Origin of the sequence: Kitasatospora albolonga (genome assembly GCA_002082585.1) — a bacterium.
GTDB classification, from domain to species: Bacteria; Actinomycetota; Actinomycetes; order Streptomycetales; family Streptomycetaceae; genus Streptomyces; species Streptomyces stephensoniae.
The window spans coordinates 7604020-7623758 of the sequence record CP020563.1; the positions used below are offsets into that span (position 1 = coordinate 7604020).

A 19739-nucleotide genomic window follows, 5' to 3' on the forward strand; every position below is an offset into this window, starting at 1 on the left:
GAAGGAGAAGCCGAACCCCATGCCCACCGACACGGACCAGGTGGTCGCCGCCCTGCGCGCCTCGCTGCTGGACAACCAGCGTCTGCGGCAGGAGAACCGACGGCTCCGCGACGACTGTGCCGAGCCCGTCGCCGTCGTGGCGATGAGCTGCCGCTACCCCGGCGGCGTACGCACCCCGGAAGACCTGTGGGAGCTGCTGCTCAAGGAACGCGACGCGGTCTCGCCGTTCCCCACCGACCGGGGCTGGGACGTTGAGGGCGGCTTCGACGCGGACCCCGACGCCCCCGGCACGTTCTACGTCCGGGAAGGGGGCTTCCTCCACGACGCGACCGGCTTCGACCCCGGTTTCTTCGGCATCTCCCCGCGCGAGGCCCTGGCCATGGACCCGCAGCAGCGGCTGCTGCTGGAAGCGTCCTGGGAAGCGGTGGAACGCGCGGGCATCGACCCGACGACCCTGCGCGGCAGCCGTACCGGCGTCTACACCGGGGTGATCTACGGCGAGTACGCGTCCCGGCTCGACCGGGTGCCCGACGAGGTGGAGGGCTTCCTCGGCACCGGCAGCATCCCGAGCGTCGCCTCGGGCCGGATCGCCTACACCCTGGGCCTGGAAGGCCCGGCGGTCACCCTGGACACCGCCTGCTCCTCCTCCCTGGTCGCCGTCCACCTCGCCTGCCAGGGGCTGCGCTCCGGCGACACCACGCTCGCCCTGGCCGGCGGGGTGACCGTGATGGCCACCCCCGGGCTGTACGCCGGATTCAGCCGCCAGCGCGGTCTGGCACCCGACGGACGCAGCAAGTCCTTCTCCTCCGCGGCGGACGGAGCAGGGTTCGGGGAGGGGCTCGGCCTGCTCCTGCTGGAACGGCTCTCGGACGCCCAGCGTGCCGGTCATCCCGTCCTGGCCGTCATCCGGGGCTCGGCCGTCAACCAGGACGGCGCCAGCAACGGGCTGACCGCCCCGAACGGGCCCGCGCAGCAGCGCGTGATCGGCCAGGCGCTCGCCCGCGCCGGACTCGCCCCGTCGGAGGTCGACATGGTGGAGGCGCATGGCACCGGCACCGTGCTCGGCGACCCCATCGAGGCCCAGGCGCTGCTGGCCACGTACGGCCAGGACCGGCCCGCCGACCGCCCGCTGCGGCTGGGATCGCTGAAGTCCAACCTGTCCCACACCCAGGCCGCCGCGGGCGTCGGCGGGGTGATCAAGTCGGTGCTGGCGATACGGCACGGCGTGATGCCGCGCACCCTGCACGTCGACCGCCCCTCGCCCGGCGTCGACTGGACCGAGGGAGCCGTCTCCCTGCTCACCGAGGCCGCCCCCTGGCCGGAGACGGGACGGCCGCGCCGGGCCGGAGTGTCCTCCTTCGGCGCCAGCGGGACCAACGCCCACGTCATCCTCGAACAGGCCCCCGCGGCCCCGACGACCGCCCCCGCCCCGGCCGATGCAACGGCCGCCCCCGACAAGCCGGTTGACCAGTCCGCCGCGCCGGAGCCGGTGCCCGCCGCCGTCCCCTGGATACTGTCGGCGCGCACTCCGGACGCGCTGCGCGCCCAGGCGGCGGCGCTGCACGAGCGGGTGGTGGCGGAACCGGGGCTGAGCGTCGTGGACGTGGGTCATTCGCTGGCGGTGGGGCGTTCGCGGTTCGCGGAGCGTGCCGTGGTGGTGGGGGCGGACCGGGATGAACTGCTGGCCGGTGTCGCCGCCCTGTCACGGGGTGACCGCTCGGCGGGCGTGGTGGTCGGCGGTGGGCAGCCCCCGGGCCGTTCGGTGCTCGTGTTCCCGGGCCACGGCTCGCAGTGGGTGGGGATGGCTGCGGAGTTGCTGGGGGAGTCGGAGGTCTTCGCGGAACGGATGGCGGAGTGCGGGCGCGCCCTGGAGCCGTACGTCGACTGGTCGTTGGCCGAGGCGCTGGGTTCGGAGCGGTTGTTGGCGCGGGTCGATGTGGTGCAGCCGGTGCTGTGGGCGGTGATGGTGTCGCTGGCTGAGGTGTGGCGTGCGTTCGGCGTCGTACCGGACGCCGTGGTCGGCCACTCCCAGGGCGAGATCGCCGCCGCCTGCGTGGCGGGTGGGCTGAGCCTGGACGACGGGGCGCGCGTGGTCGCGCTGCGCTCCCGTGCGGTGGGAGAGCTGGCGGGCCGGGGTGGCATGGCGTCGGTGCCGTTGCCGGTGGACGTGGTGCGGGAGCGCATCGCCCCGTGGGCGGGCCGGTTGTCGGTGGCCGCCGTCAACGGCCCCTCTTCGACGGTGATTTCGGGCGACGCGGACCCGGTCGCGGCACTGGTGGAGGAACTTCTTGAGGAAGGGGTGTGGGCGAGCCGCATCGAGGTCGACTACGCGTCGCACTCCTCACACGTGGCGGAGATCCGCGAGCGCCTGCTGTCCGACCTGGACGGCATCACCCCCCTCCCGGGCGCGGTGCCGTACTACTCCAGCGTCACCGGCGGCCTGCTGGACACGAAGGCCCTGGACGCCGAGTACTGGTACCGCAACCTCCGGCAGACGGTCGAGTTCGAGCAGGCGACCCGCTCGCTCCTCGCGGCCGGACACCGCGTCTTCATCGAAGTCGGCCCCCAGCCCGCCCTGATGTACGGGATCGAGGACACGGCCACCGAAGCGGGCGCCCCGGAGACGCTGGTGCTCGACACCCTGCGGCGCGGGGCCGGAGGGCTCCGCCGGTTCCGGACCGCCCTCGCCGGGGCACACGTCCGGGGCCTGCGCGTCGACTGGGAGCGGCTGTTCGCGGGAACCGGCGCCCGGCGGGTGGACCTGCCCACCTACGCCTTCCAGCGCCGCCGCTACTGGCTCGACGCCCTCCCGGCCGACCGGGACCCGGTGGCCACCGGCCAGTCCGCCGTGGACCACCCGCTGCTCGGCGCCGAGGTCGACCTGCCCGACGACGCGGGCACCCTCTTCACCGGCCGGATCTCCCCGGCCACCCACCCCTGGCTCGCCGACCACGCCGTGGCCGGAGCCGTGATCGTGCCCGGCGCGGCCTTCGTGGAGCTGGCCGCGTACGTGGGCCGCCGCCTCGGCTGCGCTCTCGTGGAGGAACTGACCCTCGCCGCCCCGCTGCTGCTGCCCGGCGGTGCCGCCGACGACCACGCCGTACACCTGCGCGTACGGGTGGGTGCCGAGGACTCCACGGGGCGGCGGCCGGTGGAGTTCCACTCCCGGCCCGAGGCCGCCCCCGGCGCCGCCGCCCCGCCCTGGACCCGGCACGCGACCGGCACGGTCGGCCCCCAGGACCCCGTGGCCGACGCAAACGACACGACCGACGGGAACAGCACGACAGACGGGAACGACACGACCGACGGGAACGACACGACCGCCAGGAACGGCACACCCGCCGGGAACGAACCGGCCGGAGCGTGGCCCCCGCCCGACGCCGTCCCCCTGGACGTGGACGCCATGTACGGGCTCCTCGAAGCCCGGGGCGTCGCCTACGGCCCGGCGTTCCGGGGCCTGCGCGCCGCCTGGCGCACCCCGGACGCGATCCACGCCGAAGTGGCCCTGCCCGACGGCCTCCCCGGCACCGGGGCGGACGGGTTCGCCGTGCACCCGGCCCTCCTGGACGCGGCCCTCCAGACGACCGGTCTGCGCGGAGGCACCGGGGCCGAGGAGCCCGCCGACGGCGTCCCCCTGCCGTTCTCCTGGCAGCGCGTCGCGATCGAGCCCTCCGACGCGCCGGTCCTGCGCGTACGGCTGCGCCCCGACGGCCCCGACGGCCCCGACACCGTCGCCGCGCGGATCACCGACCCCTCGGGGCGTACGGTGGCGACGGTCGGCGCGCTCACCCTGCGCACGGCGTCCACCGCCGCGCTGCGGGCGTCCTCCGGCTCCGTCTTCCACGTCGGCTGGACGCCGGTCACCGCCGGGCCCGGCCCGCGCCCGGTCACCCGCTGGGGACTCCTCGGCCCGCGCGACGAGCGGCTGCTGCCGGTCGGCTTCCCCGCCGAACCCCTGCCCGCGACACCGGACGCGATGCTGCTGGTCTGCCCCCCGACCGCCGGTACCGGGACCGTGACCTCGGCCGGTGAGCCGGGGGACGCCCCCGCCCGGGAGGCGGACCCCGAGGCGGTGCACACGGTCGTGTCCGGGGTCCTGGACCGCCTCCAGGCCCACCTGGCCGACGACAGCACCGCCCGTACGCCCCTGGTGGTCCTCACCCGGGGGGCGACCGGACCGCTCGGCGTGCGACCGGCGGACCTCGGCGCGGCGGCCGTCTGGGGCATGCTCAGGGCCGCTCAGCTCGAACACCCCGACCGGTTCGTGCTGCTGGACACCGAAGGGCCGGACCCGGACGGCCTCGGCGGTACGCTCGCCGACCTCCTCGCCACGGGCGAACCCCAGGCGGCCCTGCGCGACGGTGTCCTGTACGCGCCCCGACTGGTCCGGCCACCGGCCCCCACCACCGCCGAGGCCCCCGCCTCTCCGGAGGCGACCCGGCCCGACGGCCCGTTCGGGCCGTCCGAAGGGACCGTACTGCTGAGCGGCGGCGGCGCTCTCGCGGCCGTCCTGGCGCGCCACCTGGTCGCCGCGCACGGAGTACGCCACCTCCTCGTGCTGAGCCGTCGCGGCGCCGACGCCCCGGGGCTGCCGGAGCTGACGGCGGAGCTGGCCGAGGCCGGAGCCGAACTGACCTCCGTACGTTGTGATGTGACCGATCGTCAGGCGCTGGCTGCCGTGCTTGCGGCCGTCCCCGAACATCATCCGCTGTGCGCCGTGGTCCACACCGCCGGAGTGCTCGACGACGGTCTGCTGGACGGGCTGACGGGGGAGCGGACGACCGCCGTCCTGCGGCCCAAGCTCGACGCCGCCCACCACCTCGACCGGCTGACGCGCGGGGCGGACCTCTCGGCGTTCGTCGTCTTCTCCTCCGCCGCGGGCGTGCTGGGCAGCCCCGGCCAGGCGTCCTACTCGGCCGCCAACGCCGCGCTCGACGCCCTCGTCGCGGAACGCCGGAGGCTCGGCCTCCCCGGCCTGTCCCTGGCCTGGGGGCCCTGGGAGCGGGTCAGCGGGATGACGGCGGAGCTCGGCGGCGCCGAACGGCGGCGCATCGACCGGCGCGGCGCCCACGGCCTCTCGGACGAGGAGGCCATGGCCCTGCTGGACACGGTGTGCGCCGTGGACGCCGTCCCGCCGGAGGACGGGAGCCCCGTCGTCCTGGCCCACCTCGACCTGACCGTGCGCGGCGACGGCCCGGTGCACCCGATGCTGCGCTCCCTGGTCCGGCGCGCCCCGGCCGGGACGACCGGGGCGCAGGGGACACCGACCGCCGCAGCGGCGCTGCGGCACCGGCTCGACACCGCCGCCGACGCGCGGGAACGCGAGCTGGTCCTGCGCGAACTCGTCCTCGCCCAGGCCGCCGAAGTCCTCGGCCACACCGACTCCGGGGCGTTGTCCGCGACGGAGCCCTTCCTCTCCGTCGGATTCGACTCGCTGACGGCGGTCGAGCTGCGCAACCGGCTGGCCGCCCTCACCGGACTGCGGTTACGGCCCTCCGCCGTCTTCGACAGCGCCACCCCCGCCGCGCTCGCGGCACGCCTCGCCACCGAGGCCCGTACGGAAGACACCCCCCGGCCCGCAACGGCACCGGCACCCGTGACCGGCACCACCGCATCCAACGCCGCCGCCACATCCAGCAGCGACACCGACACCGACGACCCGGTGAGCGTGCTGTTCCGCCGGGCCTGCGCACTCGGCCGGATCGACGAGGGCATCGCCCTGCTCAAGAACGCCTCCGCCCTCCGCCCGGCCTTCCCCGACGGCGGCGACCTCGCGGCCGCAGGCACCGGCCCCCGGCTGCTGCGCCTGAACGAGCGCGCCGACGCCCCCGTACTCGTCTGCTTCGGCTCCATCGTCGCCCTCGGCGGCGCCCACCAGTACGCCCGCTTCGCCGCCCGCTTCCGGGACCGCTACGCCGTCACCGCCCTGGACGCCCCCGGGTTCACCCCCGAGGAGGAGCTGCCCGCCGACATGGCGGCCCTGCTGGACTTCCAGGCGACGACCCTGCTCCGGGAACTGCCCGGGCGGACGCTCGTCCTGGCCGGTTCCTCCTCCGGCGGCACGCTCGCCCACGGAGTGGCCGCCGCGCTGGAACAGCGCGGCGAGGGCCCGGCGGCCGTGGTGCTGCTGGACACCTACCTCTCCGACAACCAGGGCATCACCCAGTTCAACGACGTCCTGCTGGGCGGCATGTTCGCCCGCGAGGACCGGGCGGCCCCGATGGACGGAACCCGGCTGACCGCGATGGGCGGCTACTTCCGTCTGCTCGACGACTGGACCCCACCGGCGGTCCGCGCCCCGCTGCTGCTGGTCCGCGCCTCCACCCCGCTCGGCCGCCCGTCCGCCGAAGCCGGTGACTGGCGCTCGTCCTGGGCCGGTGCCGACACCGTCCTCGATGTTCCCGGAGACCACTTCTCGATCATGGAAGAACATGTCGCGACCACCGGCGACGCCGTCGCCGACTGGCTCGGCACCACCCTCCGCACCCCCGACGACCTGTGAAGACGAAGGAGAACCCGTTGACCCCGGCCCCGTACGACGACCCGCCCCCGCGCCCCGCCCTCACCGTGCTGGGAGCCGGGGTGATGGGCGTCGGCATCACCGTCCTCGCCCTCGGGCACGGCCTGCCGGTCCACCTGGTCGACATCGACCCTGAACGGCTCGACCGGGCCGGGGAGCTGATCGACGGTGAACTCCGGCTGGCCGAGCTGATGGGCGCCCTGCCCGCCGGGACGCTCCCCGGCACCCTGGCCACCGGTACCTCGCTCAAGGCAGCGGCCCAGGCCACCGCCGTCATCGAGGCGGTCACCGAGAACGCCGCGGCCAAGGCCGCCGTACTGGCCGAGGTCTCCGGACTGGTCCGGCCCGGCACCCTGCTGATCACCAACACCTCCTCCATCCCCGTCGACGAACTGGCCGGGGCCCTGGAACGGCCGGAGGAACTGGTCGGCACCCACTTCATGAACCCGCCCTACCTGATCAAGACCGCCGAGGTGGTCCGGGGCGCCCGGACCGGGGACTCCGCGATGGCCGCCGTGGCGGCCCTGCTCACGGCGGTACGGCGACGGGCGGTCGTCGTCCGGGACGCACCCGGCTTCGTGACCAGCCGCATCCTGCACCCGATGATCAACGACGCGGCCCGGGTCGTGGAGGAGGGCACCGCGACTGCCGAGGACGTCGACGCCCTGATGCAGGGCTGCCTGGGACACCCCACCGGCCCGCTGCGCACCGCGGACCTGATCGGCATCGACAACCTCGTCGACTCCCTCACCGTGCTCCACGAACGCACCGGCGACGACGGCTGCCGCCCCACCGGACTGCTGCTCCAACTGGTCCGGGAAGGGCGGCTGGGCCGCAAGTCCGGGCGCGGCTTCTACGACTACACCTGATGAACACCCCGACGAGGAGACGGCCATGACCACAGCGAACACGCCCAACACCCACGACCTGGAGAAGGAACTGCTGGAGTTCCTGGAAGAGCGCACCGGAACCGCCTGGGACGCCGACACCGACCTGTTCGACGCCGGCGGCCTGTCGTCCCTGTTCGCCATGCAGGTGGTGGTGCACCTGGAGAAGACCTACGCCATCGCCGTCCGCGGGGCGGACCTGCGGCTGGACAACTTCCGTACCGTACGGCGGATGGCCGAGCTGGTGGACCGGCTCCGGGTGCCCGCCGCCGGAGGCCGGCATGGGTGAGGACCTGAGCGGTGCCATGACCTCTCTCACCCTGCGGGTCGGCGATCTGGCGGGGGAGTGGGACCGGGTCGGCCTCATCCCGCTGGAGCTGCTCCGCGAACTGGGCGCCGAGGGCAGGCTGTGCGCCGAAGTCCCGGAGCAGTACGGCGGCTGGGGGCTCAGCAGCCTGCACAGCGGCGCGTACACCGCCCATGTGGGCGGCCTGTGCAGCTCGCTGCGGAGCGTGATGACCTCCCAGGGCATGGCGGCGTGGACCGTCCAGCGCCTGGGCACCGCCGAGCAGGCGGCCGACCTCCTGCCCCGGCTGACCGGTGGGGCGCTGGCGGCGGTCGGCTTCAGCGAGCCCGGCGCGGGCAGCGATCTCGCGGCGATGACGACGACCGTCCGCCGCGACGGCGACACGGTCGTCGTCGACGGACACAAGAAATGGGTGACCGCCGCCCACTACGCCGACCTGCTGGTCGTCGTCGGCCGCCAGGAGGACGGCGCGGTGGCCGTCGTGGTGCCCACCGGCACGCCCGGCGTCAGGATCGAGCGGATCGCCGACCCGCTCGGCTGCCGCGCGGCCGGACACGCGGACGTCCACCTCGACGGGGTGCGGCTGCCCGCCGACAGCGTCCTGGGCGGTCACGGGCTGCCGACCGCCCTGCTGGTGACGACCGCGCTGGCCTACGGGCGGATGTCCGTCGCCTGGGGGTGCGTGGGCATCCTGCGCGCCTGTCTGGCGGCGGCCACCGCGCACGCGACCGTACGGGAGCAGTTCGGCAGACCGCTCGCCGAACACCAGCTCGTCGCTGGGCACATCGCCGACCTCTACACGGCCGAACAGGTGGCCACGCGGGTCTGCGAGCACGCCAGCCGCTGCTGGGACGAAGGGTCCCCGGACCAGGTGGTGGCGACCGTCCTGGCCAAGCACGTCAGCGCGACCCAGGCCGCCCGGGGCGCGGCGACGGCCGTCCAGGTCCTGGCCTCGGCCGGGTCCCGGGACGGGCACACGGTGGCCCGGGCGTACCGGGACGCCAAGCTGATGGAGATCATCGAGGGCAGCAGCGAACTGTGCCGGCTGATGCTGGCCCAGCACGCCCTCTCCGCCCCGGGGGCACCGTGAGCGGGCCCGCGTCCGACGAGACGAGGAAGGACGACATGGCCGAGACCGTCAAATGCCTGGTCTGGGACCTGGACGACACCCTCTGGCAGGGCACCCTGCTGGAGGACGGTGAGGTGCACCTGCCGGACGAGGTGCGCAAGGTGGTGATCGAGCTCGACTCCCGCGGCATCCTCCAGTCCGTCGCCAGCCGCAACGACCACGAGCACGCCTGGGCCCGGCTGGAGGCGTTCGGCGTGGCCGAGTACTTCGTCCTGCCGGAGATCGGGTGGGGCGCCAAGTCCGAGTCGGTGCGCCGGATCGCCGACCGGCTGAACTTCGCGCTCACCACCATTGCCTTCGTCGACGACCGGCCCGCCGAACGGGCCGAAGTGGCCTTCCACCTGCCCGACGTACGGTGCTACCCGGCCGAGCAGGTCCTCGCCCTCCCCGACCTCGCCGAGTTCACCCCCGCGACCAGCACCGTCGACTCCCGGCGCCGCCGTCAGATGTACCAGGCGGGCTTCCGCCGCGAGGCCGAGCGGGCGGCCGCACCCGGCCCCGACGAGGAGTTCCTGCGCTCCCTGGACCTGAAGATGCGCATCGGCCGGGCCACCGGTGAGGAGCTGTCCCGGGTCGAGGAACTCACCCTGCGCACCAGCCAGATGAACGCGACCGGGGTCCACTACCCGGACGCGGTGCTGCGCGGCCTGATCACCGACCCCCGGCACGAGGTCCTGGTGGTCACCCTCACCGACCGGTTCGGCCCGCACGGCGCGGTCGGCGTCCTGCTGCTGGAGCGGCACCCCGGCCTCTGGCACCTCAAGCTGCTCGCCACCTCCTGCCGGGTCGTCGCCTACGGTGCCGGTGCGACCCTGCTGAACTGGCTGGCCGACGCCGCCGCCCGGTCCGGGGTCCACCTCGTGGCGGACTTCCGGGCGACCGAACGCAACCGGATGATGGAGATCGCCTACCGGTTCGCGGGCTTCGAGGGCCTGGACGAAGCCGTGTGCCCGTGCGCCGCCGTCCTCGTACCGGCTCCTGAGGACACCGGACTGGAGCGCCTGCACCTGGCCCCCGGCCCCCGCGTGGTGTCCACCGTCATGGACGTGGACGCACCCGACCTGAGCACGCCGGAAGGGGGCCCGGGAACGCCGTGACCGCCGCGGCGGCCGGTGCTCCCGGGCCCCGGACCGCCGCCCTCAGCGCTTGCGTACGAGGGTGATTCCGTCGGCCATCACCAGCAGCGACAGTTCCACCCGGGGGTCCTCGTGCAGCACCCGGTTCAGGGCCCGGACCCCGGCGGTCTCCGGGTCCACGGCGGCCGGGTCGGTGACCCGGCCGAAGAAGAGGGTGTTGTCGACCACGATCAGACCCCCGGCGCGCAGCAGCGTCAGCGACGCTTCGTAGTAGCGGACGTAGTTGGCCTTGTCCGCGTCGATGAACACCAGGTCGAAGCTCTCCGGCCCGCGCTCCGCCAGGAGCGTGTCCAGGGTCGCGGCGGCCTCTCCGATCCGCAGGTCGATCCGTGAGTCGACCCCGTCCCGCTTCCAGAAGTCGGCGCCGATGGACGGCCACCGGTCGTCGATGTCGCAGGAGACCAGCAGACCGTCGGCCGGGAGCGCGCGGGCCATGCACAGGGTGCTGTAGCCGGTGTAGGTGCCGATCTCCAGCACCGCCCGGGCACCCGTCAACCCGACCAGGAGGGCCAGTAGTTGGCCCTCCTCCGCCATCACCTGCAGGGCGGTCCCGCCCGGCAGCTCCGCGGTGGTCTCCCGCAGCTCCCTGAGGAGGTCGTCGTCACGGAGGGAGACCTCGCGGACGTAGGCGAGCAGGTCGTGGGTGGCTGCTGTCTGGTCGGCCATGGCGCGGGGGTCCTCTCGAAGGAGATCAGTGCGAAGGAGATCGGGTGGGAAAGGGTCGGGTCGCAGAGCAGCGGGTCGCAGAGCAGCGGGTCGCGAAGGATCGGGTGCAAAGGATCGGGGCAAGGGGGGCGATGGGTGGGGGCGGTGCCGCCGGGACGGTCATCCGGCGCGCATGTACGAGCGGCCGTGCCGCCGTACGGCGACCGCCTGCGCCCGCTCGCGGGCGTACGCCCGGAGCAGCGCGTCCAGCCGGTAGAGACCCCCCGCGGGCGCACCCAGCAGATTCGCCTCGACCAGGGAGTCCAGGGCCTCTTCGGCCTGCGCCTCGGAGCAGCCGAACAGCACCGCGACCTTGCCGCTGGAGACCGAGGACGCCCCGTCGGCCCCCAGCGCGGCCAGCACCTCGGCGGGGTCGATCCCGGCCGGAGCCGACCGCCGGAGCCCGGCCACCTCGGCGTCCAGGCAGGGCCGGACACCGGCATCGCCCGCGCACAGCTCGTCCAGCGGCCGGGGGGCCTCCGTGAGCCGCCGGGCCAGGTGCCCGATGCTCCAGTGCGGGCGCTCCAGCAGCCGGGTCCCCGCGATCCGGATCGCCAGCGGCAGACCCGCGCAGACCGTCACCACCGTACGGGCCGCCCGCTGTTCCCCGCCGACCCTGGCCGCGCCGACGATGCTGCCCAGCAGCTCCAGCGACCCGGCCTCGTCCAACGGGCCGAGCAGAAGGGTGCGCGCCCCCTCCAGATCGGCCAGCCGCCGCCTGCTGGTCACCAGCAGCCTGCTGCCCCCGCTGCCCGGGATCAGCGGCCGCACCTGCGCGGAGCTGGAGGCGTTGTCGAGCACCACCAGCAGACGGCGGCCCGCAGTGAGCGAGCGGTACAGGCTCTCCCGCTCCGACTCCTCCCCGGGGATCTCGTCCCGGGGCACACCGAGGTCCGCCAGGAACCGCGGCAGCACCGCCCGGGCGGTCAACGGCCGCTCCGCTCCGCCGAGATCCGCGTACAGCTGGCCGTGCACCGAGGAACCGCGCATGGTGTGCGCCGCGTGCAGGGCCAGGGCGCTCTTGCCGACACCGCCCCGGCCGGTCACCACCGCCGTCGCCACCATGCCCGCGGGCATCGTGCCGGTCGTGAGGAAGTGCCGCACCCGCGCCAGCGCGTCGGAGCGGGCCGACAGCGGCAACGGCACCGAGGGAAGCTGCGCCGGATCGGGCCAGCCGGACCTTTCCCGGGCCGTGGCGGGCGCCGGTACGACGGCCGCCTCCGGGGCCGCCGTCGGCTGCTCCACCGGGTCGGGCGTACGGGGCCGGTCATGGGCCGAGAGGATGTGCCGGTGGACCTCGCGCAGATCGGCGCTCGGCTCGGCCCCCAGCTGTTCGACGAGCAGTACCCGGGTACGCCGGTAGAGATCCAGGGCCTCCGACTGCCGTCCCGAACGGAACAGCGCCAGCATCAACTTGCCCACCAGGGCCTCCCGTAAGGGATGCTTCCGCACCAGCCGCACCAGCTCCGGCACGATCTCGGCGTGCCGCAGCAGCGCCAGCTCCGCGTCGAACCGCAGCTCCATGGTCTGCAGACGAAGCTCCTGGAGGTAGCGGCCCTCCACATCGCGCAGCGTCCGCGACGGGATGTCCGCCAGCGGCTCCTCCCGCCACAGGGCGAGTGCCTCGGCCAGCTCGGCGGAGGAACCCTCCAGGTCCCCGCGCTCGGCCAGCTCCGCCGCGCGTCTGCGGTGGGCGGTGAACTGGCCGAGATCGCTCTCGTGCTCGCCGAGTTCGAGGAGGTAGCCGGGGGCCCGGGTGAGAATGCGGGCGGAGGCGTGCTCGCCCAGCGACTGCCGCAGGCGCATCACATAGGTGCGGACGGTCGCGGCGGCACTCGGCGGCGGGGCGCCGTCCCAGACGTACTCGGTGATCCGGTCGACCGAGATCACCCGGTTGGCGTTGAGGAGGAGCGCTGCCATGACCACGCGCTGCCTCGGCGCCGACACGTGCACCTCACGCGCGTTCAGCCGGACGGAAAGCGGGCCCAGCAACAGGAAGTTCAAGGGGGAGTCCTCTTCGTCGCACGACCGGTGGGCAAGACTGCTTCCAGCGTCTTAGGTGACCATGTAAGGGTCAACGCGCTCCTGTCGTGTCTAGATGTATTCCTAGAGCGAGGGGTCTTGCGCTCGTGCCGGGTTTACGCTGCGCGGCACTGCCGTTACGGCCCCGAGTCCGCCGCTCCGGGGGGCCGGAAGCCGTGGCCGTACGGGAGGAACAGCGGGGCCACCGCCAACGGTCCGCCCGGCCCCGGCCCGACCGTTGCCGCGGAGCTGGAGCCGGAGCCGGGCCAATCCCGCAGGATTGATCCGCACCGCAACGTTCTCGCCATTTACCGCGGAAGCAGCCGTAATTGAACGCGGACCTGCGTGGCCGGATACGCTCAGATGCGTACTTGCTGACATTCCGACGGGCATGGCAGGCTGTCATATGCGGTGCCCTGACTTGCCGATCACCGTCGCTCGGCGCTCCCCGCATTAGCGATTGCTGGCCGACCCACCGGTGCGGAGGATGTCCCCGTGATCACCGACCACCGCTCGCCGGCCCCGCGCGGATAAATTCGAGAAAGGATTAAAAGGCCGACATGACCTCGCTCTCTTTAGACAGCGACCTGTGGTGCCGTCGCTTCCATCCCTCGCCGACGGCCACGCGCCGACTGGTCTGCTTTCCGCACGCCGGCGGCTCGGCCAGTTTCTACTTCCCGGTATCCGCCGCACTGCGCGGACCGGTCGACCTTCTCGCCGTGCAGTACCCCGGCAGGCAGGACCGCCGGGAGGAACCCGGCGTCCAGGACCTGCACCGCATGGCCGACGACGTGACCGAGGCGCTGCGCCGCTGGGACGACCTCCCCCTGACTCTCTTCGGACACAGCATGGGCGCGCTCGTCGCCTTCGAGGTGGCCCGGCGGATCGAGCGCGCGGGCGGCCGGATCGACCACCTCTTCGTCTCCGGCCGCAAGGGGCCGTCCGCGGACCGGCCCGAGCTCTCCCACCCGCTCGACGACGAGGGCATCGTGGCGGAGGTCAGGGCCATGAGCGGCACCGACGCCCGGCTCCTGGAGGACGAGGAGCTGCTGCGGATGGTGCTGCCCGCGCTGCGCGGCGACTACCGGGCCCTGGGCGCCTACCGGGCCGACCGCGACGCCGCGGTCACCTGCCCGGTCACCGCTCTGGTGGGGGACGAGGACCCCTGGACACCGGTCCCCGAGGCCGCGCACTGGCGCGACCGCACGACGGCCGCGTTCGACCTCAAGGTCTTCCCCGGCGGGCACTTCTACCTCAGCAGCCGGGCGGACGAGGTGACCGGCATGCTCCGTGACCACCTCACCGGCACGCTGCGCACCTGAGACCACGGACGACAGAGAAGGGGGGGACCGGGGAGTGACACCGTCAGCGACCTCTGAAGAGACCAAGCCCGCACCGCGGCCGCCGAGGTCCGGGCCCGTCGGCGACACCCGCCCGGCGGGCGGGGGCCCGTCCGCCGGTACGGGCGTCCGGCGGCTGACCGCCGTGGACGTCCGCATCCTGGAAGGTGTCGCGGTCGGCACCCCGACCGTCCGGCTCGCGGCATCGCTCTATCTGAGCCGGCAGGGCATCGAGTACCGCATCGGGCTGATGATGCGCCATTTCCAGGCCACGAACCGGGCCGCTCTGATTTCCCGGGCACACTCGCTCGGTGTGCTGAGCGTCGGGGCATGGCCACCTCGTGTCCTCCCGGAATTCCTCGAACCCTAGAAGAGAGCACCGAAGCCCACCGGAGAAAGGGCCGAAAAGATCCCTTCCGAAGGTGGGAAACGCACTCCACCGGTATGCTGCCGGAGATTTTCCCAGACCTGGATATCGTCTCGATATCGCGCCATGAGACAGATGGCCGACCGCCGGATTCCGCGCCATTGCGCTCTCGGGCACACCTCCGCTCTACTGCACCTGGGCCGCACCACCGCCCCTTCCATTCACACCAATCCACAGGAGCTGTCATGAGTCTGGGGTACCTGTTCGGCGGTGGCGTCGGGACCGAGCCGCGGGGCCTGGAGCTCTACCGGACCTACGAGACCGTGCGGAGCTGGTACGAACAGGTCTCCGCGTGGACCGGGCTGACGGTCGGACAGATCCTGGAGGAGGACCTCCCGGCCGCCCAGGAGGAGCGCCAGAGCGTCGGCACCGTCCGTGAAGCCGCTCTCGCGATCGGCGTGCACGACGTACTAGCCTCGTTCGACCTGCGCCCCGCGGCCATCGGCGGGCTCAGCCTCGGCGCGATGACCGCCAGCTGTCTCGCCGGAGCGCTGGAGCGGCGGGAACTGTTCGAACTGCTGGCCGGTTCCCGTGAGGCCCCGGAACCGCCCGCCGAGGCCCCGGGGCAGGGGATAGCCATCGCCTTCGGCTCCCTCGCCGAGGGCGCCCCCTCCCACCCGGGCGAGAACGTCCCCGGCATCCACCTGGCGGGCGACTTCGGGCCCACGGCCGACGGTACCCAGCGCATCATGATGCTCGCCGGCCACACCGAGGCACTCGGCGCTCTCGCCGCCGGGGCCCCACCGGGAACGGTCGTACCGCTCCCCGGACGCACCATCGCCGTCCACACCCCGCTGCGCCGGCCCTACCGCGACTTCATGGCCCCGCGCATCGACGCGATCCCCTTCACCGACCCCGAACTCCCGCTGCTGTCCTGTCTGGAGCCCAAGGTCCTGCGCACCGCGGCCGACGTCAGGGACCTCTTCCAGCGCAACTCCACGGACCCGATCAGCCTGGTCGACGTCTACGGCGGGATGAAGGAGCAGGGCGTACGGCTCGGGCTGGTGATGGGCCCCTCGATCCCCGAGGGCATCCTCGCGTTCCCCTTCCCGGTGGTGCACATCGAGCAGCCCGAACACATCGAGCAGGCCCTGACCACCGCCTACGACCTCGGTATCGACCTCTCCGGCGCCCCGGCCCTGTCGTGACCGCCGCCACCCGCGCCGACCCGGACGCCCAGATCGCGCGCTGGCTCGACACCGACCTCGACGAGTGGACCCGCACCGTGGTCCGACGCCACTTCGACCCGGTGTCCGGCAGCCCCTACTGGCTCGGTCAGGCCCCCCGGCTGGACTTCGACCCCCGCGACATCACCCGCTACGACCAGCTCGGAGCCTTCGGCCCGTTCCCGCTCGACCGGCTGCGCGAGGAGGACCCCGCGGACCTCGTCCCGCTGTCCGTGCCCCGGCCGCTGGCCGGACGGGTCTGGGACAGCGGAGGCACCACCGGCACCCCCTGCCGGGCGTTCTACACCCCCGACATGCTGCTGCACCGGGCGGTCTGGCGCCGCTGGTCCTTCGTACGGGAAGGGTTCGCGCCCGGCCGCACCTGGCTCCAGGCCACCCCCACCGGACCGCACCTGATCGGAAACGGCGTCCGGGAGGTGTCCGAACTCCACGCCGGGCAGGTGTACGCCGTGGACATGGACCCCCGGTGGGTCAAGCGCCTCATCCGGGCGGGCCGCCTGGCCGAGGTCAACGACTACACCACCCACCTGCTGGAGCAGATCACCGACGTCCTCAGGCAGGGCCGGGTCCACTACCTCAACACCACCCCGGCCCTCCTCCAGGCCCTCTGCAGGCACCGGCCCGAACTGGTCGCGGCCCTGGACGGCGTACGCCTGAGCGGCACCCAGATCAGCGCCGACATGTACCGGACCTTCACCACCGCCCTGCGGGGCGGGATCTGCGGACTGACCTACGGCAACACCTTCGGCAACGCGGCCTGTCTGGACATCGAGCAGGACGGCGAGCTGATCAGCTACGTCCCGAACTATCCGCAGATCACGATGGCGGTGGTCGACAAGGGCGACCTCTCGACCCCGGTCGCCCCGGGCACGGTCGGCCGGGTACGGCTCACCGTGCTCCACGAGGACCTCTTCCTCCCCAACATCCTGGAACGCGACCAGGCGCTCCGCCACCCGACCGGCCAGTGGCCCACCGACGGCGTCGCCAACATCCGCCCCCTCCAGACCACCAACTCCTCGCCCGAGGGGCTTTACTGAACCCTCGCCCCGAGCGGACGGCGGGGTGCCGGGGCGTGATCCCGCTCAGTCCGAGCAGTCGGCCGTGGAGCCGTCGGCGGTGGAGCCGACGGACACGCGGTAGCCGGTTCCGGAGGCGAACTCGGGCCCGGGCCGGTGCCCTTCGTCCTTCAGGATCTCCTCCGTCAGGAAGTAGACGTCCAGCGTCACCGTGCTGCTGCCCTTGCCGAGGGTGAAGCACAGACTCTCCGCCCGGTTTGCCTTGGGCGACCCCGGGGCGGTCCTGGACGGCTTCCAGCCGTCCTGCTTCGCCGCGGTCCGGTAGTGCTCGATCACATCGGCCCTGCCGCCGGGGAACACATAGGTCCGGTCGGCGTACAGGTGCGCCTCGCCGCTGTCCTCCCAGCAACCGGAGTCGAGGTCCTCGAAGCCCCGGGGGACGACGGCCCCCTCGGGCCGGGAGCCGAGGACGGCGTGCGACTCCAGCTCCGCGACCCGGCTTTCGGTGCCCTCACAGCTGACGAACAGCGAAGAAGCCCCGGCAATCTGACAGCCGGTCAGCACCCCGCCCGCGACGGCCGCCGTCAGCAGCGCGGCGGCACAACGGCCGGTTCGGGTGCGAAGGGTCATATCTGCTCCTGGAGTCGGCAGGCCGAGGCGGCCGGATGCCGTTCTCCGGAACCGGCCGAACAGGGCCGCCTGTCACGCATGGCCGGTGACGGTATCACGATGATCTTCCGCCGGACCGTAAGGCTGTTCGAGCCCGTCGTACGGGCAAGGAGACCTTGGCCACATCCGGGACGCGGTCGGGATGCCTTCACGGGGCCCGGGTGTTGGCGAGGAACGGACCTCATGGACCGCTGACGCGCCTACGAACAGGACTTGATGTGACCGACCTCCCGACCGGCCGTCCGGCAGCCGCTCTCTCGCGTCCGTTCTCGGTGCGCGGGCTCACCTCGCGCAACCGGATCGCCATGGCCCCCATGACCCGGCAGTTCTCTCCCGGCGGAGTCCCCGGCCGGGACGTGGCGGACTACTACACCCGCCGGGCCGCCGGAGGGGTGGGCCTGATCATCACCGAGGGCACGTACGTCGGCCACGACTCCGCCGGGACCAGCGACCGGGTTCCCCGCTTCCACGGCGAGGACGCCCTCGCGGGCTGGGCCGATGTCGTGGAGTCCGTACACGGGGCGGGCGGGGCGGTCATTCCGCAGCTCTGGCATGTGGGCGTCACCCGCGCCGAGGGGGCGCCGCCGGTGGCGGACGCCGAACCGGTGGGGCCCTCGGGCGTCTCCCTGACCGGGGAGCCCAAGGGGCGCGCTATGACGCAGAAGGACCTCGACGATGTCGTCGCCGCGTTCGCGGACGCCGCCGGGGCCGCCGAGCGCCTCGGCTTCGACGGCGTCGAACTGCACGGGGCCCACGGCTACTTGATCGACCAGTTCCTGTGGTCCGGCAGCAACCGCCGTACCGACGCCTACGGCGGCGACCTCGTCGCCCGTACCCGGTTCGCGGCCGAGATCGTCGCGGCCTGCCGGGCCGCCGTGTCCGACACCTTCCCCCTCTTCTTCCGGATGTCCCAGTGGAAGATCGACGCCTACGAGGCCAGGCTCGCGGAGACCCCCGCCGAACTGGACGCCCTGCTCACGCCGTTGGCCGAGGCCGGTGTCGATGTCTTCCACGCCTCCACCCGCCGCTACTGGCTCCCGGAGTTCGAGGGCTCCGATCTGAACCTGGCCGGCTGGGTGAAGAAGATCAGCGGCAGTCCGACGCTCACGGTCGGCTCGGTCGGCCTGGACGGTGACTTCTTCGGAGCCTTCGCGGGCAACGGCTCCGCAGTCACCGGCATCGACCGGCTGCTGGAGCGGATGGAACGCGACGAGTTCGACCTCGTCGCCGTCGGCCGCGCGCTGATCGCCGACCCGGAGTGGGCGGCCAAGACCCTGCGCGGCCGGGGCGAGGACATCACGCCGTTCGGCGCGGAGATGCTCACGACACTGCACTGAGCCGTTCGGGGTGCCCCGAGGGGGCTCAGGCGAGGAGTTTCGCCTTGGCCCTCTCGTACTCCTCCGCGTTGATGGCACCCCTGTCCCTGAGGTCGGCCAGCTTCGCCAGATCGCCCACATGGCTGGTGCCGGAGGAGGAGCCCTCGCTGTTCGCGGCCTCCCTCACGTACTGCCGGAAGGCGGCCTCGGAGTCCTTGGCCAGCTTGGCGTCGCGCTCCTGCATGCTGCGGCCCCGCACGATGAGGTAGATCAGCACGCCCAGGTACGGCAGCAGGATGACGAGGACCAGCCAGCCCGCCTTGGCCCAGCCGTTCAGCGAGTGGTCCCGGAAGAGGTCCGTCACCACCTTGAACAGCAGGAAGAACCACATGACCCAGAGGAACAGGTACAGCATGGTCAGGAAGAGGTTCAGGAGCGGGTAATCGTCCATGGGGCCAACTCCGTTCGCGCGGATGGTCCCTCATTCATACGCTCAGTCCCTTTCCTCCGCATCCGTAGCCGGTCTGCGAGGAGGGCGCTCGGGTCAGTTCCCGTCCCGGTCCCCGGCGATCCGCAGCAGGTGGGCGGGCGGGTGGTCGAGGGCGAGGTCCGGGCGCCAGGCCGCCAGGATCTGCGCCGACGGGGTGAACAGGGGGGCGGGCAGCTCCTCGGGGGCGGTCCACCGCCAGGCGCTGATCAGATGCGGCTCGGTGATCTCCGGAACCCCGGAGTCCAGGCGTACGAGCGCCCCCATGCTGATCCGGTTGATCCCGCCGATCACGTCGTGGAGCATCGCGAAGACCTCCACCGCCCCCGCGTCCACCGCGAGACCCGTCTCCTCGCGCAGCTCACGCACCGCTGCCGCCGCGACCGACTCGTGCGTCGGGTCGACCTTGCCGCCGGGCAGCTCCCACGTACCGCTGTGGTGCCTCCCCAGCAGCACCCGTCCCTGCCCGTCCTCGACGATCACGCCGACTCCCAGGGCCGCCTGTGCCGTGGGCGGGCGCGTGTTGCGGGCGGGGCCGGTGAGGGCATCGGTGGTCTCGGTGGGCATGGTGCTGGGTCTCCGCTCTCCGGG

Annotated in this window: 15 protein-coding genes; 10 read left to right on the plus strand and 5 right to left on the minus strand. The window is 73.1% G+C overall.

The window, feature by feature from the left end:
* Positions 1-19 precede the first annotated feature (19 nt).
* From B7C62_33085 to B7C62_33105, 5 genes are read left to right on the plus strand one after another with little or no spacing between them, the layout of a single operon-like run.
* Positions 20-6502, plus strand: coding sequence for a polyketide synthase (locus B7C62_33085; protein ARF76579.1), 6483 nt, complete (start codon positions 20-22; stop codon positions 6500-6502).
* Between the two features lie 17 nt (positions 6503-6519).
* The gene (locus B7C62_33090; protein ID ARF76580.1) at positions 6520-7389 is read left to right on the plus strand and encodes a 3-hydroxyacyl-CoA dehydrogenase; all 870 of its coding nucleotides are present in this window, start codon (positions 6520-6522) and stop codon (positions 7387-7389) included.
* A 25-nt stretch (positions 7390-7414) separates the two neighbouring features.
* Positions 7415-7696, plus strand: a complete 282-nt coding sequence (locus tag B7C62_33095) for a methoxymalonate biosynthesis protein (GenBank protein ARF76581.1) — start codon at positions 7415-7417, stop codon at positions 7694-7696.
* The gene (locus B7C62_33100) at positions 7689-8804 is read left to right on the plus strand and encodes an acyl-CoA dehydrogenase (GenBank protein ARF76582.1); all 1116 of its coding nucleotides are present in this window, start codon (positions 7689-7691) and stop codon (positions 8802-8804) included. Before B7C62_33095 ends, B7C62_33100 begins: the two co-directional genes overlap by 8 nt.
* A gap of 35 nt (positions 8805-8839) precedes the next feature.
* Positions 8840-9940, plus strand: a complete 1101-nt coding sequence (locus tag B7C62_33105) for a hypothetical protein (GenBank protein ID ARF76583.1) — start codon at positions 8840-8842, stop codon at positions 9938-9940.
* A gap of 42 nt (positions 9941-9982) precedes the next feature.
* On the opposite strand, the gene B7C62_33110 is transcribed toward B7C62_33105, so the two are convergent.
* On the minus strand, positions 9983-10645 hold the full coding sequence (locus tag B7C62_33110; protein ARF76584.1) for an SAM-dependent methyltransferase: 663 nt from the start codon (positions 10643-10645) through the stop codon (positions 9983-9985).
* 159 nt (positions 10646-10804) lie between these two features.
* Positions 10805-12688: an AfsR family transcriptional regulator gene (locus tag B7C62_33115; GenBank protein ID ARF76585.1), complete on the minus strand. Its 1884-nt coding sequence runs from the start codon at positions 12686-12688 to the stop codon at positions 10805-10807.
* A 578-nt stretch (positions 12689-13266) separates the two neighbouring features.
* On the opposite strand from B7C62_33115, the gene B7C62_33120 reads away from it, so the two are divergent.
* From B7C62_33120 to B7C62_33135, 4 genes are all read left to right on the plus strand, one after another.
* Positions 13267-14028, plus strand: a complete 762-nt coding sequence (locus B7C62_33120) for a thioesterase (protein ARF76586.1) — start codon at positions 13267-13269, stop codon at positions 14026-14028.
* A 34-nt stretch (positions 14029-14062) separates the two neighbouring features.
* A complete protein-coding gene (locus B7C62_33125) occupies positions 14063-14416 on the plus strand; it encodes a LuxR family transcriptional regulator (protein ID ARF76587.1) in 354 nt (117 codons plus the stop codon).
* Positions 14417-14658: 242 nt separating this feature from the next.
* A complete protein-coding gene (locus B7C62_33130; protein ID ARF76588.1) occupies positions 14659-15621 on the plus strand; it encodes a malonyl transferase in 963 nt (320 codons plus the stop codon).
* The gene (locus B7C62_33135; GenBank protein ARF76589.1) at positions 15618-16697 is read left to right on the plus strand and encodes an arylcarboxylate reductase; all 1080 of its coding nucleotides are present in this window, start codon (positions 15618-15620) and stop codon (positions 16695-16697) included. The genes B7C62_33130 and B7C62_33135 overlap by 4 nt, the downstream gene beginning before the upstream one ends.
* Before the next feature lie 45 nt (positions 16698-16742).
* Here the strand turns inward: B7C62_33135 and B7C62_33140 are convergent, their stop codons facing one another.
* Entirely contained in the window at positions 16743-17306 is a 564-nt protein-coding gene (locus B7C62_33140; protein ARF76590.1) for a hypothetical protein, read from the minus strand.
* Positions 17307-17563: 257 nt separating this feature from the next.
* On the opposite strand from B7C62_33140, the gene B7C62_33145 reads away from it, so the two are divergent.
* On the plus strand, positions 17564-18682 hold the full coding sequence (locus tag B7C62_33145; protein ID ARF76591.1) for a 12-oxophytodienoate reductase: 1119 nt from the start codon (positions 17564-17566) through the stop codon (positions 18680-18682).
* 25 nt (positions 18683-18707) lie between these two features.
* Here B7C62_33145 and B7C62_33150 read toward each other — a convergent pair whose 3' ends face one another.
* Both B7C62_33150 and B7C62_33155 read right to left on the minus strand, forming a co-directional pair.
* Positions 18708-19112 (minus strand): hypothetical protein, encoded by a 405-nt coding sequence (locus tag B7C62_33150; GenBank protein ARF76592.1) that lies wholly within the window; start codon positions 19110-19112, stop codon positions 18708-18710.
* A gap of 93 nt (positions 19113-19205) precedes the next feature.
* On the minus strand, positions 19206-19715 hold the full coding sequence (locus B7C62_33155) for a DNA mismatch repair protein MutT (GenBank protein ID ARF76593.1): 510 nt from the start codon (positions 19713-19715) through the stop codon (positions 19206-19208).
* Between the last annotated feature and the right edge of the window lie 24 nt (positions 19716-19739).

Coding starts and splice junctions, on each gene's coding strand:
- B7C62_33100 (ARF76582.1), top strand. CDS start 7,689: ATGGGTGAGGACCTGAGCGGTGCCATGACCTCTCTCACCCTGCGGGTC.
- B7C62_33110 (ARF76584.1), bottom strand. CDS start 10,645: ATGGCCGACCAGACAGCAGCCACCCACGACCTGCTCGCCTACGTCCGC.
- B7C62_33155 (ARF76593.1), bottom strand. CDS start 19,715: ATGCCCACCGAGACCACCGATGCCCTCACCGGCCCCGCCCGCAACACG.
- B7C62_33150 (ARF76592.1), bottom strand. CDS start 19,112: ATGGACGATTACCCGCTCCTGAACCTCTTCCTGACCATGCTGTACCTG.
- B7C62_33095 (ARF76581.1), top strand. CDS start 7,415: ATGACCACAGCGAACACGCCCAACACCCACGACCTGGAGAAGGAACTG.
- B7C62_33130 (ARF76588.1), top strand. CDS start 14,659: ATGAGTCTGGGGTACCTGTTCGGCGGTGGCGTCGGGACCGAGCCGCGG.
- B7C62_33120 (ARF76586.1), top strand. CDS start 13,267: ATGACCTCGCTCTCTTTAGACAGCGACCTGTGGTGCCGTCGCTTCCAT.
- B7C62_33140 (ARF76590.1), bottom strand. CDS start 17,306: ATGACCCTTCGCACCCGAACCGGCCGTTGTGCCGCCGCGCTGCTGACG.
- B7C62_33105 (ARF76583.1), top strand. CDS start 8,840: ATGGCCGAGACCGTCAAATGCCTGGTCTGGGACCTGGACGACACCCTC.
- B7C62_33085 (ARF76579.1), top strand. CDS start 20: ATGCCCACCGACACGGACCAGGTGGTCGCCGCCCTGCGCGCCTCGCTG.